The organism is Berryella intestinalis (assembly GCF_000814825.1).
GTDB lineage: Bacteria > Actinomycetota > Coriobacteriia > Coriobacteriales > Eggerthellaceae > Berryella > Berryella intestinalis.
Window position 1 is genome coordinate 1,930,411 of record NZ_CP009302.1, and the last position, 14,579, is coordinate 1,944,989.

The 14,579-nt window shown below is 64.0% G+C and carries 10 protein-coding genes; 3 read left to right on the forward strand and 7 right to left on the reverse strand.

The genetic code is table 11. The features are described from left to right. Positions 1–5: 5 nt before the first annotated feature. The 4 genes from JI75_RS08470 to JI75_RS08485 are packed head-to-tail and all read right to left on the reverse strand — an operon-like array spanning position 6 to position 4,184. Positions 6–548 carry a 4Fe-4S dicluster domain-containing protein gene (locus JI75_RS08470; RefSeq protein ID WP_039690149.1) on the reverse strand — a complete coding sequence of 181 codons (543 nt, stop codon included), beginning with the start codon at positions 546–548 and terminating at the stop codon, positions 6–8. Further along, complete coding sequence (locus tag JI75_RS08475) at positions 548–2,740, reverse strand: molybdopterin-dependent oxidoreductase (protein WP_039690150.1); 2,193 nt, start codon at positions 2,738–2,740, stop codon at positions 548–550. Before JI75_RS08475 ends, JI75_RS08470 begins: the two co-directional genes overlap by 1 nt. 28 nt (positions 2,741–2,768) lie before the next feature. Continuing rightward, entirely contained in the window at positions 2,769–3,398 is a 630-nt protein-coding gene (locus tag JI75_RS08480) for a molecular chaperone TorD family protein (RefSeq protein WP_039690151.1), read from the reverse strand. 54 nt (positions 3,399–3,452) lie between these two features. Next, entirely contained in the window at positions 3,453–4,184 is a 732-nt protein-coding gene (locus JI75_RS08485; RefSeq protein ID WP_039690152.1) for a 4Fe-4S binding protein, read from the reverse strand. A 335-nt stretch (positions 4,185–4,519) separates the two neighbouring features. Between JI75_RS08485 and JI75_RS08490 the strand changes: the two genes are divergently transcribed. Next, a complete protein-coding gene (locus tag JI75_RS08490; protein WP_039690153.1) occupies positions 4,520–6,655 on the forward strand; it encodes an aldehyde ferredoxin oxidoreductase in 2,136 nt (711 codons plus the stop codon). A 198-nt stretch (positions 6,656–6,853) separates the two neighbouring features. Here JI75_RS08490 and JI75_RS09020 read toward each other — a convergent pair whose 3' ends face one another. Further along, entirely contained in the window at positions 6,854–8,608 is a 1,755-nt protein-coding gene (locus tag JI75_RS09020; protein WP_240993174.1) for an iron-sulfur cluster assembly scaffold protein, read from the reverse strand. 183 nt (positions 8,609–8,791) lie between these two features. Between JI75_RS09020 and JI75_RS08505 the strand changes: the two genes are divergently transcribed. After that, positions 8,792–10,387, forward strand: a complete 1,596-nt coding sequence (locus tag JI75_RS08505) for a helix-turn-helix transcriptional regulator (RefSeq protein WP_052241719.1) — start codon at positions 8,792–8,794, stop codon at positions 10,385–10,387. Positions 10,388–10,429: 42 nt separating this feature from the next. Here the strand turns inward: JI75_RS08505 and JI75_RS08510 are convergent, their stop codons facing one another. Next, positions 10,430–11,683 (reverse strand): iron-containing alcohol dehydrogenase, encoded by a 1,254-nt coding sequence (locus JI75_RS08510; RefSeq protein ID WP_039690154.1) that lies wholly within the window; start codon positions 11,681–11,683, stop codon positions 10,430–10,432. Between the two features lie 140 nt (positions 11,684–11,823). Here JI75_RS08510 and galE point away from each other — a divergent pair, with 140 nt between their 5' ends. Further along, a complete protein-coding gene (gene galE / locus JI75_RS08515) occupies positions 11,824–12,954 on the forward strand; it encodes a UDP-glucose 4-epimerase GalE (RefSeq protein ID WP_082019846.1) in 1,131 nt (376 codons plus the stop codon). Positions 12,955–13,046: 92 nt separating this feature from the next. Here galE and JI75_RS08520 read toward each other — a convergent pair whose 3' ends face one another. Then, on the reverse strand, positions 13,047–14,399 hold the full coding sequence (locus JI75_RS08520) for an LCP family protein (protein WP_240993175.1): 1,353 nt from the start codon (positions 14,397–14,399) through the stop codon (positions 13,047–13,049). Positions 14,400–14,579 lie beyond the last annotated feature (180 nt).

Genomic DNA, 14,579 nt, shown 5'->3' on the forward strand with positions numbered 1-14,579 from the left:
GCTCATCACCTCACGTAATAGACTTTGGGCTCGGACAGGCCCTCAGCGATGGGCTGAGCCTTGGTTTCGACCAGCAGCTTGGAGATCTCGGAATCGGGATCGTCCAAATCGCCGAAGACGCGCACGCCGGTGGGGCAGGCCTCCACGCACGTGCACATCGCGGTGCCGTCCACAGCGGCGGAAACCGTGCAGAAACGGCACTTGTCGACCGAACCCGTCTCGCTGTTGCGCACGCGCACCTGATAGGGGCACGCCGCCATGCAGTACAGGCAGCCGATGCATCGTCCCTGATCAACCTGGACGATGCCGTCGGTGCCCATGCGGGCCGCACCCGTCGGGCACACCGCCGCGCAGGGCGCGTCGTCGCAGTGCATGCACTGCAGGGGCACCGTCTCGAACGTCACGTTCGGGAACGTCCCCACCTCGCGGGTCTCGAAGCGGATGAACGCCTCGTCATCCAGCAAGCCGTTCTGGCGCTGGCAAGCGGTGCGGCAGGTGAAGCACCCGACGCATTTGCTTGTATCGATAAGCATTCCGTAGCGGGCCATTATGCATTCACCTTCTTAAGCTTGACGGAGTTCTCGTGGTTGCACGATCCGCCGTAACCGGGTTCGATGCGGAACTCGGTGAAATCCATCGCGCGCAGACCGAAGTTGTAGGCATTGGTCTGCTCCTTCACCGAGCAGCCGTAGTGGCTGGGCATGTAGACGGCCCAGGGGCTCATGCGCTCGGTCACCTTCACCTTGATCTTGCCGGTGTGAAGCGCGTTGGACATCTCCACCGTGTCGCCGTCCTTGACGCCGATCTTCTCCGCCACCGCGGGGTTGATCCACAAACGTTCGAGGCCGTATTCCTTGGAGATATCCATCAGCGTGCCGACGTTGACCGTCTGGTTGTGGCTCTGAACCGACTGCTTTCCTGCGATCAGGCGATACTCGTCGGTGTTCGGCGCAACGCTGGGCTCTGCCCAGTGGGGGGCGGCGCTATAGCCGTACTCGAGCACCGCGTCGTTGCAGAACTTGATCTTGCCGGAGTCGGTGGAGAACTTGGGCTTCGTGCCGTACTTGAACGCCTGATCGTGCAGGTTGATGGTCCCCACGCGGCGCAGCTCGTCCAGGCTGCGGCCGATGCTCTTCAGCTGGGCATCGGACAGCTCTTCGAGCGTGAACTGGAAGTACTCGCCCACGCCGCACGCCTCGGCCAGCTCGGTGTAGATCTTGTCGCACGAGCGCGTGTTCGGGTGGATCACGTCGAGCACCTGGTCGCGCAGCGAGATGGACGGGATCATGCCGCCGTTGAGCTGCGGCGCCTCGGCGCGCTCGAGGTAGCTGCACTCGGGCAGGATGTAGTGGGCATGCTGGGCGGTCTCGCTCATCTGGACGTCGATGACGACGCACAGATCGAGGTTGTCCAGGCATTCGCCCAGGTACTTCGGATTCTGGTAGCCGGCCACCATGTTCGAGTTGTAGAAGAACATGGCCTTGAGGTCGCCCTTGCGCGCGCCCTCGGCCGCCATGAGGCAGTTCGACTCGGTCCCCAGCTTCAGCTCGGAGTTGCCGTAGGGCTTCGCCTCGACCTTGGGAACGGACTTGAACTTGCTCTTGTCGAGGTCACCCCACTTGGGCTTCGGCGTGAAGATCGCGCCGCCCTTCTGGTTCCAGCAACCAAGAAGCGTGTTGAAGATGGCCACGGTGCGGGCCGTCTCCCCGGAGTTGGTGTACATGCATCCGAACGCGGCGCGCCAGCTGGCCTCGATGGATGCGGCCGGAGCAGCCTCGGCGAAATCGGCCGCCAGACGGCAGATCGTATCGGCGGGGACGCCGGTGATCTCCTCGGCCCACTCGGGCGTGCAGGTGCGGGTGTAGTCCCACCACTGGTCGAAGCCCTCGACGTTGGCCTCGACGTAGTCCTTGTCGTAGTTGCCCGTGCGCACGAGCTCGCACGACATGGCCAAAACGAGCGCCATGTCGGTGCCGGGCTTGATGGGCACCCACTCGGTCGCGAAGGGTCGCGTGTTGTTGCAGCGCGGGTCGACCAGAACGATCTTAGAGCCGTTCTCGTGTGCGCGCTGGAGGCTCATCAGCTGGGAGGGCTTGATGCCGTCGGCGTAGCTGCGGCCGATGAACATGGTCATCTTCGAGTTCTCGACGTCGCTCGTCCAGTCGCCGTAGCCTAGAACCTGCTTGAACCCGCCCTTGCGGGAGGCATAGCAGGCCGCGCCGTGCGTGTAGATGTTGGCCGAGCCGAGCGCGTTCATGAAGCGCGGGCCGTAGTAGCTGCCCGAGGGGCGCGGATCGTGCACGAGCGCCACCGACTCGACCCCGGAGCCGTCAATGATCTCCTTCAGCTTGTCGGCGATTTCGGCATACGCCTGATCCCACGAGATCTTCTCGAACTGCCCCTTGTCGTTGCGCTTCAGCGGGTCGGTGAGGCGATCCTTGGAAAAGGCGATGTTCGCGAACCCGTATCCGCGGGCGCAGAGCTTGCCCTGGGCGTCGTTGTGCGCCAGGTCGCCGATCTGCTTGAGGAGCTTGCCCTTGCTGGTGTAGGCCGTGAACCCGCACTTGCTCGAACAGCCGTTGCACAGCGAATGGACGAGGCGCAGATCCTTCTCGGCGCCTTCGACAGCCTGCGCGTTTTCCCAAGCGTTGAAGCCCGCAAAGCCGCCCACTGCGGCGAGGCTCGCGACCCCCGCAGTGCCGGCCAGGAAGCTTCGCCTGGTCAAAGCATTTTCAGACATTGCTGTCATCCTTCCTGTAATTTCCTTGTCAGAGATTCTCGTCATGGTCGGCTCGTTCGGATTCCCCTGCATCGGACAGACGCCGGCGCATAGCCCCCAGGCAGTCGAGCAAAGCCCGATAGAACCCCGCATCCTCGAACCGCTCGAGGTCGGCGCGGTAGTCGGGAAGCCACGCGAGGCGCTCGAGGACGACGGTGCGGGCGGCGTCTAAGGCGCCGGCCCTGAGGAGCACCGAAACCAAGTCCAGTTCGAGGGACAGATGGTCGGGGCACGCCGCGAATTCTTCGGGGATGGAAAGCCCCATGCGCGACGCGATGTCGGCCATGTAGTCGGCGCAGGGCGAGCGGTACAGCGCAGCGCTGGATCCGGTCTGGGCAGGCGCTGCGTACAGCGACTCGACCGGCATCGCCGAGGACGGGAGCCCTCCGGTGTAGCGGCGGCGCGCATACGAGCCCTTCTCGGCGCCGGTCGGCGGCGCGGGCAGAACAGACAGGCGGCTTTCGGGCGACGCGTCGTCGGCGCCGAACCCGAACGATTCGATGCGCGCAACGGCTCCGCAGAACGGCTCCCATTGCTCGGCGACGAACCGGTCCCACTCGCCCTCGTCGATATCGACGAAGCACTGGGACAGCACGGCGAACACCTCGCTATCCTTCATCTGCACACCCCCTTTGCCTGCGACGTCTTCCCTCTTGTCCGAACGAGCGGGCCGCTAGACGAGCGTGGCCGTCCGAACGACGCCCTTGTCGATAACGGCCTGGGCGATATCCTGCCAGTCGACGAACTGGATCGCGCCGTTGGGGCACTGCTGGGCGCAGCGGCCGCACGAGACGCACTTGGTGGATACGCCGGTGTCGCTGTCGACGCGCGGCATGTTCCAGGGGCAGGCCTGGCCGCACATGCCGCAGCCGATGCAGGCGTCGGCGTTCACGACGCGCGCGCCGGTCTCCTTGTCGGCGTGGATGGCGTGCACGGGGCAGTACTTGGCGCACATGGGATCGGCGCACTGCTTGCAGTGCTCGACGGTGAACTGGCAGTTACCGGTGAACATGCCCTCGCCCGTGTCGACGCTCTTCCCGAAGTAGTAGTTGTCCCACACGCGCACGCGGGCGATGTGCTGGCAGACGCGGCCGTCGTTCTTCAGCGTGCACATCATCTCGCAGCGCTGGCAGCCCGAGCAGCGGGCTCGATCGGTCACGATCATCTTCGTGGGAGTGGTGCGCAGATCGAGCTCGCCGCTCGCAAGGCGCTCCTGGGTCACGCCCCACGTCGCAAGCACACCGCCTGCGACCAGGCCCGCCACACCGGTCCCCGCCAAAGCCAGGACGTTGCGACGCGTGATCGTCTTCTTATCCGTAGATCCAGATTCCGCCGTGGTGGCTGCAGCGTCGGCCGACGTCGTCTGTTCCTCGGCAGCGCTTGCGCTCAGATTAGTATCCGGCATCCTGTGATCCCCCTCACAACAAGTATCGATTTGTCTTAATGGGCGCCACGGTCGGCAAGCAATCCCTCTCGCCTTGCGGACCGCAGACGCATGCCCCCGCATGCTTTCGCCACGCAACACAAGCCACTATGCGCCTACTATATAAACGCGCGTACCCTCTTTGCGGGTATTCCCCCTCTGACGAGGTTTTTCCCTTTGATTACCCCCAAAGAGGGTACGGCGGCGCCCCCTTGTTTGGGAGGATGTACGGCGACGTAACAGTCAATCCGCGCTCCAAATCGCATTGCTTGCGTGCCACGCAACACACGTAAAGAGAGAGATTTGGAGAAACCAACATGACTGACGCGAAGTCATATGGATGGACCGGCAAGATCCTGCGCGTGAACCTCAGCACCAAGAAGGTCACCGTCGAATCCACCGATCCTTACAAGGAATACGTCGGCGGCATGGGCATCGCCAACAAGATCATCTACGACGAGGTGCCCGTCGGAACCGACCCGCTGTCCGAAGACGCCAAGATCGTGTACGCCGTCGGTCCCCTGACCGCATCCGGCGTGCCCCTGGCCGGCCGTACCTCCATCAGCTTCTTGTCCACCTTCACCACCGACCACCTCGTGGTCGACGCCCACACGGGCGGCATGCTGGGCGCCAAGATCAAGCTGGCCGGATGGGACGCCATCATCGTCGAGGGCAAGTCGTCCACTCCGGTGTACCTGTGCATCAAAGACGACGACGTCCAGATCAAGGACGCTTCGTTCGTGTGGGGCACCGGCATCCACGCCACCACCGAGGCGCTGAACCGCCTCGAGGGCGTCGACTGCTGCGTGGCGACCATCGGCCCTGCGGGCGAGAACCTGCTGCCCTACGCCTGCATGCTGAACTCCCGCAGCCACTCCGCAGGCGCCGGCCTGGGCGCGGTCATGGGCTCCAAAAAGCTCAAGGGCCTGGTCGTCCAGGGCAACGGATCGGTCTACGTGAAGGACCCCAAGGCCGTGGCCGACTTGTCCGACTACATGATCAGCGAGATCATCGGCTCGAACAACAACCACGTCGTCCCCTCGACCCAGCAGGAATGGGCCGAGTACTACGACAAGGGCTCTCGTTGGACCGCGCGCAAGGGCCTCACCTGGGCCCTGGCCGAGGGCGGCGCCATCGACACCGGCGAGCCCAAGCCCGGTGAGCTCAACACCATGGGCTACCGTTGCATGAAGTCCACCAAAGACGACGGCCCCGAGGCCGAGAAGTACACGGTGAAGATGGACGGCTGCCACGGCTGCCCCGTCCACTGCTACGCCGACCTGCGCGTTCCCCAAAGCGCCAAGGCGGGCGGGTTCGAGACCACCGGCAACTCCTGCGTCCCGAACTTCCCCTTCCTGTACATGCAGGGGATCCTGAAGGACAAAACCACCGTCGCCAAGGACACCGACGACTTCGTCATCTGGAACCAGGCCATGGGCTCCACCGTTGACGACCTGGGCCTGTGGTGCAACTACGCGCAGCTCTACCGCGATATCGCCCACTGCTACGCAAGCGGCGTGTTCGAGCGCGTCCTTCCCAAGGAAGAGTACGAGATGTTCGACTGGGAGAAGTTCAAGACCAACGATCCCAGCCTCATGGTCGACGTGCTGAAGCACATCGCGCAGAACGACAACGAGATGTCCTACATCGGCCACGGCCCCATCGTGTGGTGCAAGCGCTGGGACGACATGAAGTGGTTCGACACCGTCGCTTCCCAGCTCATCAACTACCGCGGTTGGCCGGTCCACCACTCCATCGAGTGCTTCGGCCAGGTCGGCGCGGTGTACAACATGATGTTCAACCGCGACGACATGATCCACTCCGCCGTCAATTTCCAGGGATGCGGCCTGCCCTTCGAGCTGAAGCAGCAGATCGCCAAGGAAGTCTGGGGCAGCGAAGAGGCCATCGACAAGGATAAGAACTACACGCCCATGAACGACTACAAGGCGAACTTCGCCTGGTGGAGCATCGTGACCGACGTCCTGCACGACTCGCTCACCCTGTGCAACTGGGTGTGGCCGATGACCATGAGCCCCTCCAAGACCCGCGACTACCGCGGCGACCTCGATCTGGAGGCCAAGTTCTTCACGGCGGTGACCGGCATCGACACCACCACCGACGACCTGTACAAGGCCGGAGCCAAGATCATGACCCTCCAGCGCGCAGCTACCGTGCGCGGCATGGCCAAGTCCGACGGTGCCCTGGGCAACAACAACCTGCGCGACGATCACGACAAGATCACCGAGTGGGTGTTCACCAAAGACGCCGATAAAAAAGCGTTCACCGAAGGCACCGACAAGATGGACCGCGACGACTTCCAGAAGGCCCTCACCATGGTCTATGCGAAGTTCGGCTGGGACGAGAAGCTCGGCTGCCCGACGCGCGAATGCCTGGACGAGTACGGCATGGCCGACGTCAAGGCCGACCTCGATAAGCTCGGCCTCCTTCCCTAGCTTGTAGAACGGCCGCTCCGGTCGCTCTAACAAGGTCGCCCCGTCTTCCGTTGAAGGCGGGGCGATTGCGTTTCAGGGCGAAAAAAACCCGGCCGAACGACGGGGTTCGGCCGGGAGAACGATGCGATGGGGGAGATCGCGCTGAAGGCGCACCCGCCGCGGCTCGTGAGGCCGCGGCGGGTTTCGATCGGGAGGGCCCTACACGCTCATCGAGCGGCCCACCGCCGCCCATTCGGCAAGCGAGGCGGCATAGTCGGGAGCGAGGTGCTTCGTGGAGAAGAAGAACATGTCGCCATTGGAAGCGACCGTGCGCTGGATGTCGGGATAGCGGCCCGATTCGCTTACCGCCTTCCACATCTGCTCGACCTCTTCGAGGGTCTTGTTGAAGGGGCGGTTGGAAAAACCGCTCGCGGCCATGGGGCGCGGGTACATGCGCGACTCCTCGCGCACGCAGTCCACGAACGTGACCTCGTCGTTATCCTCCGCCGCGAGAAACGCCCAGTGGGCGAACGACGAGGTCATCGAGCGCGTATCGTACAGGTAGTACTCGTAGGCCCCCTCCAGCACGGCGATAGTCGAGCATTCGACGGTCAAGGGGACGAACCGGTCCTCGTCTTCGAGGGGCACCATAACGCACTCGCCGTCCCGCTGGACCAGCTTGTAGCCCTCGGGAAGCTTCAGCGAGCCGAACACCTGGTCGTGCACGGTATCGTTATGCGTCTCGATCGGGCGGAGGGGTTCGGCCGAAGGCTTGCGGCCCTCCCCGTCAGCCAGGGGCGCCGCATCGAATTCGGCGGCCTCGTCGGCGTCGGTGCGCTCCTTGCGCGACCGATCGAAGAACCGCGGCACGCCCACCGGGCGCGTGGCCGTCCTGAACCGGCTTTCGATATGCGGGTTCTTCTCCGCTGCGGCCTGCTCGGGCTTCTCCTCCTCGCAGCCGTGCTCGGACACGTAGTGGTACACCGCCATCTCGAATTCGTCTTCGGTCATATGCGCCGGCACGATGCCCAGGTCGGTCCAGTGCGCGGCGCACACCAGACGGCCCTCGGCCGACTGCTTGCGCACATGGTCGAAAGCGCGGGCAAGCGCGTTGCTCTCGAGGATCGCACGCTTCTCGGGGTCTTCACACGGCTCGTCGGCCGGCTCGGCGAGAGCCGCCGCGCTACCGGTCGCCTCCGGCGCGGCGCCTGCAGCAACGTCTGCGGAAGCCGGAGAAGCCCCATCGAGTGCGGCCGATCCGTCGCCGGCGTCCCCGAATACAGCCGCAGCGATCGGAACGCGCGGACCGCCTTCGACCCCGCGATCGGCGGGTGCGGCGGAAGAGAGCCCGTCGACCAGCTTCTCCACCCGAAACGAGCGAAGCGAGCAGTTCTCGCACAGGATGCACGAGATGGAGCCGTCGTCGCACAGCTTTCGGGCGTTGAACTCGGCAAGCGACATGCCCTGCCTGAACCAGAAGTCCCCCACCAGGGCCCGCACACCCTCGGTCGCGAAGTGCGGGGTGTACGTTTTGTCGCTGGGAACGCCGCCCAGCGCGGCGGCGATGTCGTCCGGCTTGATGGAGAGGGCCTCGTCAAACGTCTTGCCCTCGATCATGGTGCACACCATGCTCGCGCAAGCCGTCACGGCCAGGCAGCCCCGGGACTGGAACCCCGCGCGAACGAACGTCTCGGTTTCCGGGTCGATCACGGCGAACAGGCGCAGCGCGGTTTCGCCCTTCTTCGACTTGCCCACCATGCACTGGGCGTTGTAGCCCTCGGGGCGCCCGCTGTTGGTGTAGCTCGCTATGACCGAAAGCAGGGCGTCGGAGTACCCGATCGTGCCCACCTCGGTTTCCATCTGGTAAACATCCTGCGTGCGGATCACGGCGCGCTCCTGCGGCTCGTTGAACACATCGCGCACCGGATCTTCGATTTCGTCGAACTTCTCGGCTCGCTCGTCAGTAGACGGCATACGTCCCCCTCGATATAAACCTCTCGCTTTCACCGAATACGCGCTAGAATAACGTACCGGCGGACGGCTCAGATGAACCAGCCCGCATTGTATACTCGTTCAACGGCTATGGAATGCCTACCCTCTTTGAGGATAACCGCCAACAAACGTGCATGAGCCGCAAGACGGCTCGGGGGAGGATGCATGTCGCGAGACGGAAGAAGCACCGAGGGAGCGACGGCCCCGGGTGCCGCAGGGTCGTACCTTGAGGGCCCGGGCGATCTCAAAGGCCTGACGGAGCGATTCTCGGCCCTGATCCCGCTGGTGGCGGGACTGGTCATTGCGCGCGTCGGGCTGCTCACCGCATCGTACGGGGGCTACGCGCGCACCGACGACGGCACGCTCACCGACAGCAGCATGCTCATCGCGCTGGCTGTCCTGGGCATCTTCCTCGCCGCCATAACCCGGCGGAAGACCCCGCTGAAGAAGCGCTTCGTGAACCGGCTCATGCTGGCGACGATCGCCGTCGAGTCGTTCTCGGGGTTCGCCATGGCCCTCATGTACGCCCTGGGCGAGCCCTTCCCCGGAATGCGCCTGGCCATCGGGGCGCTGGTGAGCCTTTCGGCATCGCTGTGCATCTTCTACTGGCTGCGCCGCGCGCGCGAAACGAACACCGTTGTGGCGGTGGTCTACGTGTTCACCTCGCTCGCGCTCAGCGAAGTGCTCCTGTACGCGCTGTCCATCCTGCCCGACTTCCTCGAGATGGCGCTGTCCGCCTCGATCGTGCTGCTCCAGTACCCGCTGAGGCTCGCGGCGCGCACCCGCACGATCCCCAAGCACATCGAGGGACGGAAATTCGAGTCCGACTACTTCACCTTCTCGAAAACCGAGATCCAAAGGCGCCAGTTCCTCATGGCCACCGCCGTGGGCATCGGCGCCCTGTCGATCGTCATAGGCTTTCTGCGCGGCTACCCCGATGGAACCTCCATCGTGTTCGACCCCGCGACGCGCATCGCCTACCCGCTGGTGGTCATCGCCTGCTGCGCGCTCGTCGTCGTGGCCACGCTGCGCGGATCGGAGCGCACCACCACCGTCGGCATGTTCGTCACCATGCAGCTGCTGGCCGCGATCGCGCTGGTGCTGTACTCGGTATTTCCCGACGCCCTGCGGATCGGCGCCGTCCCCACCACGGCGCTCAACGCCCTTATGGTGGGCTTCACCTGGTACGTATCCCTCGCGTTCATGAGCGCGGGCTGGCGCGACCCGTACTATTACACCTGTGCGGGCTGGATCGTGTGGATCGGGTGCCGCGCCGTCATGCGCCTGTCCATCTTGGCACTTGCGCCCCTCGCGCTGGACAATGGGCTGCTGCTCTCCGTCATGAGCGCGATCCTGCTGGTTTCGGCCCAGATCGTGTTCATTCAGTTCCTTCACGTGGAAAGGCAGGCGCAGACCGAGGACGCCCCTTCGTGCGAGGGCGACTGCCGCTCGTGCCAGCGCGAGTTGAGCCCCTCGGCGCTCACCAAGCTGATGGGCCTGGACAACGACTCGGAATCGGCCCAGACCCGCGAGGAGCTGATGAGGCAGAGCGCCCAGCAGATGGGGCAGCAGTTCCTGCTGTCCGAACGCGAGGTAGAGGTGCTTGCGCTCTATGCCCAGGGCTATACGCAAAAGCGCGTGGCCGAAACCCTGTTCATCAGCCAGGGCACGGCTCACGCGCATATCAAGCGGATCTACGCGAAAACGGACCTTCATTCGCGTCAGGAGCTTATCGACTACCTGGAAGAATACACCCAGTAAGCGCCGCAAGCCCAAGGGATGCGCGCGGCGGCGTAGTCCCGCTTACGCCTCGTGCTCTTCCTCAGTCTCCCACACGTTCGGCTCGTGGGGCATAAGCGACATGCGGTAGATCTCGCGGGAATCGTCCATATCCAGGGGCCTGAACGCGCCGAACCGCGCGCCCTTGGTCTTCTCCAGCGTTCCGATGAGGGTCTCGATGTCCCCTTCGCCGATTCCGAACTCGCTCAGCGACGAGGGCATGCCCAAAGACATGAAGAACTCCTGGGTCTCGTCTATCGCGATCTCGATCGCGTCGCGGATCGCATCGGGCGTGTCGTCGATGGGCTCGATGCCGAACACGTCGCGCGCATACGACAGGAACCTGTCGGGGTCGGCGGGCCACACGTAGCGCATCCAGTTCGGCATGATGACCGCCAGACCCGCGCCATGCGTCACCTCGACGAAATGCGCCGACACCTCATGCTCTAGGCCGTGGCTTTCCCATCCGCCCGCACGTCCCCCGGGCTTAAGGCCCCGGCCGCACCCGGCGATGTCGTTGTGGGCCAGCATGCCCACCCACATGATGTTCGCCCGAGCCTCGTAGTCCTCGGGGTCTTCGATGACGCGCGGACCGTGCTCGATCAGGGTGCGCATAAGCGAAGTGGCGATGCCGTCGGTAACCGTCACGGTTCCCAGGCCGCTGAAATAGCGCTCGCAGATATGGGCGAACATGTCGGTCACGCCTGCTGCGGTCTGGTACGGAGGGAGGCTGAACGTATGCTCGGGGTTCATGAAGGCGAAGCGCGGACGGAAGGCGTCGCCGCCCACGCCCACCTTGCGGCCTTCCTCATCGTTGCTGATAACGCACGAAGCGGATGCCTCCGAGCCCGCCGCCGGGATGGTGACGAGGGTTGCGATGGGAAGGGCGCGGGTGATGGGAAGCCCCTTCGCGAAGATATCCCACACGTCGCCTTCGTAGTACACGCCGAAGGCGATGGCCTTGGCGGCGTCGATGACGCTGCCGCCGCCCACGGCTACCACGCTGTCGAGCTCCCGTTCGCGTACGAGCCCGATTCCCTCGCGCACGAACGACACGTCGGGGTTCGGGCGCACGCCGCCCAGTTCGACCAGATCGATGCCGGCCCCGGTCAGGGATCCCTTCACCTGGTCGAGCACTCCCGAGCGCTTCACCGAGCCCTGACCGTACACGACCAGCGAGCGCTTGAAGCCCGCTGCGCTCAGGGCGCTCCCCATGTCGTCGGTCGCCGTGCGGCCGAAGTGGAACTCGGTCGGAGAGTAGAAGGCGAAATCGTTCATAGCGCTCCTTTCGACAGTGTGGCAGTGTTTATGTTGGAACCAAGGTTACACTCTTCACAGCCCGCGCGCCCCTGATACCATAGTATGCGCCCTAATTAATCGTTGAATGACAACCGATTCCGACCTCGGGAGGAAACGTCATGGCCAACAAAAACCTCGCCCAAAACCAAAACGAGATCACGGTGCTGGTCACCGGAGGTGCGGGCTTCATCGGAAGCCACACCTGCGTCGAGCTTCTGGACGAAGGGTACCGGGTCGTCGTGGTGGACGACCTCAGCAACTCCAGCGCCGCAGCGCTCGATCGCGTACGCGCCATCACCGGCGTCGAAGACGACCGCCTCCGGTTCTACGAGAACGACATCCTCGATCGCGCGGCTTTGGAGCGCATCTTCTCCGAAAACGAGATCGACGCCATCATCCACTTCGCAGGGTTCAAGGCCGTGGGCGAAAGCGTGCAGAAACCCCTGGAATACTACTGGAACAACATCGCGGGGACGCTCGTCCTCTGCGACGTCGCGCGGACGCACGGCGTGAAGAACATCGTGTTCTCCAGCAGCGCCACCGTGTACGGCGAGCCCGAGTTCATCCCCATAACCGAAGCCTGCCCCAAGCACAATGCGACGAACCCCTACGGGCAGACGAAGTCGATGCTCGAGCAGATCCTCACCGACCTCTACGTGGGAGACAACGAGTGGAACGTCGTGCTGCTGCGCTACTTCAATCCCATCGGCGCCCACGAAAGCGGCCTGATCGGCGAAGACCCCAAGGGCATCCCCAACAACCTGCTGCCCTACGTTGCGCAGGTGGCGGTGGGCAAGCTGGAAAGCGTCGGCGTGTTCGGAGACGACTACGACACCCCGGACGGAACCGGTGTGCGCGACTACATCCATGTGGTCGACCTGGCGCGCGGGCATGTGGCCGCGCTGCGCTGGATGGGCGGCAAGGTGGGAACCGGAAAGGCCATCGGGCTGGGATCCATCGAAGGTACGCCGCAGGAGAACGGGACGCGCTCGGGCGTGGGGATATTCAACCTGGGCACGGGCACGGGATCGAGCGTTCTCGATGTAGTGCACGCGTTCTCGCAGGCATGCGGGAAGGAGATCCCCTACCAGATCAAGCCCCGCCGCGCCGGAGACATCGCCGTCAACTACGCTGCCTGCGACAAGGCCCGCGACGAGTTGGGATGGGAAGCCCGGTTCGACCTGGCCCGCATGTGCGCCGACAGCTGGCGCTGGCAGTCAAACAACCCCGACGGCTACAGCACGCGCTAATCCGGCCTCCGCGGCGCTTCGCCGCAGGACGAACCGCTCATTCATTCAATCGGGAAGGGCAACGGTCTTCTTCCCGCCCGCCGAAACGGGTCCTACGACGAAGTGCCGTAGGACCCGTTCCCGTTCGAGCCGGTGTTCGCATACCCGCCGTTGCCCGTTCCATTGCCGTACGTCTGCCCCGAATACTGACTCGAGTTCGAGTACGTGTTCGAATACGCGTTCGACGAATACCCCGACGACGGCGACACGGTGGTTCCGGAGCGCGTCGAAGTGCCGGCCACCCGCTGCTGGTACTCCGCCATCAGCATTTCGGGGGTCTTCTCGGTGGTGACCGTGCTGGGGTCGAGCCCCGCGTCGACCGCGGCCATCATCTTCTTGATCGCATCGTAGTCGGCGAACACGTACGATGCGCCGTTGTACTGGGCGGGCAGCGAGGGAACCGTCGCGGAATAGATGGTCATATCCCCGTTGTCCTTGATCGCCTGGGCCAGCCCGATGATGTCGGTGACCTTCAGGTTCGTGGTAACGCACTTGGCCGCGGCCTGGATCATGCCGGGCATCTCGGTTACGGGAAGCCCCTCGATCTTGGTGACGATCGCCTGGATGAGCTTGCGCTGGTTGGAAACGCGCGTGTAGTCTCCGTCGGCGTAGGCGCGGCTGCGGGCGAACACGAGCGCCGCTTCGCCATCGAGGTGCTGGCGGCCCGCTTCGATCACCACCGGGCCGGCATCGGGGTCGTCGATTCGCTCGTCGACATCCACGTCGACGCCGCCGACGGCATCGACGAGACCGATCAGACCCGTGAAGTTGATCTCGGCATAATACGAGATATCCACCCCGAGCATCTCGGACGCCTGCTTGATCGAACCGGCCGTGTCTCCGAAGGTGTACGCAGCGTTGAACTTCACCGTTCCGTATTCGCTGAGATTGATCGCGGTGTCGCGCGGGATGGACACCATCGACACCGTGTTGGTCTTCGGATCGACCCTCACCACGATGTTCGTATCGGAACGGCGTCCGATCTCGTCGTTGTCCTCGCGCTCGTCCGAGCCCACCAGCATGACGTAGAACGGCTCGGTCAGGTTCGATTTCACGGGCGCGAGCGCTTCGTTGATCTCGGCGATCTCCTGATCCGTCTTGTTGCCCGCCAACGTCGCGTTGATCGAGTTCACGTAGAGGGCAACCGCCGTTCCGACGCCCGCCAACACCACGACGAGGGCGATGAACACGCCCAGGGCGATCCGCTTGCCGCGGCTCATCTTCTTCTTGCGGCGCGTCGAGTACTGAGCGGCATCGCGCGCATACGCTTGCGCTGCGGCACGCGGGGTCGACGAGGAATCGTAGTCGAAGGCGGCTTTGAAGGAACCCTGCTCTGCGCCGTCGGCGACGGAGTGGGTCTTCGGGCTCGGTTTCTCGTTCTTTTTCCGAGCGTGCTTTCCTGCCATGTAATCTCCTTCAAGCGCGGGCGAAAGCCCGCTCTGTGCATTCAAAACCCGCAAGGCAATCGGCTCGGCGTTCAGTGTGAAGCCGTCGGACGCCCGGATACGCGGTCGATGATCGAACCCGTTTATCTTACCACCCCGACCCTTTCGCCATAGAACGGGCATCCCGGAGCGACAAGGGGA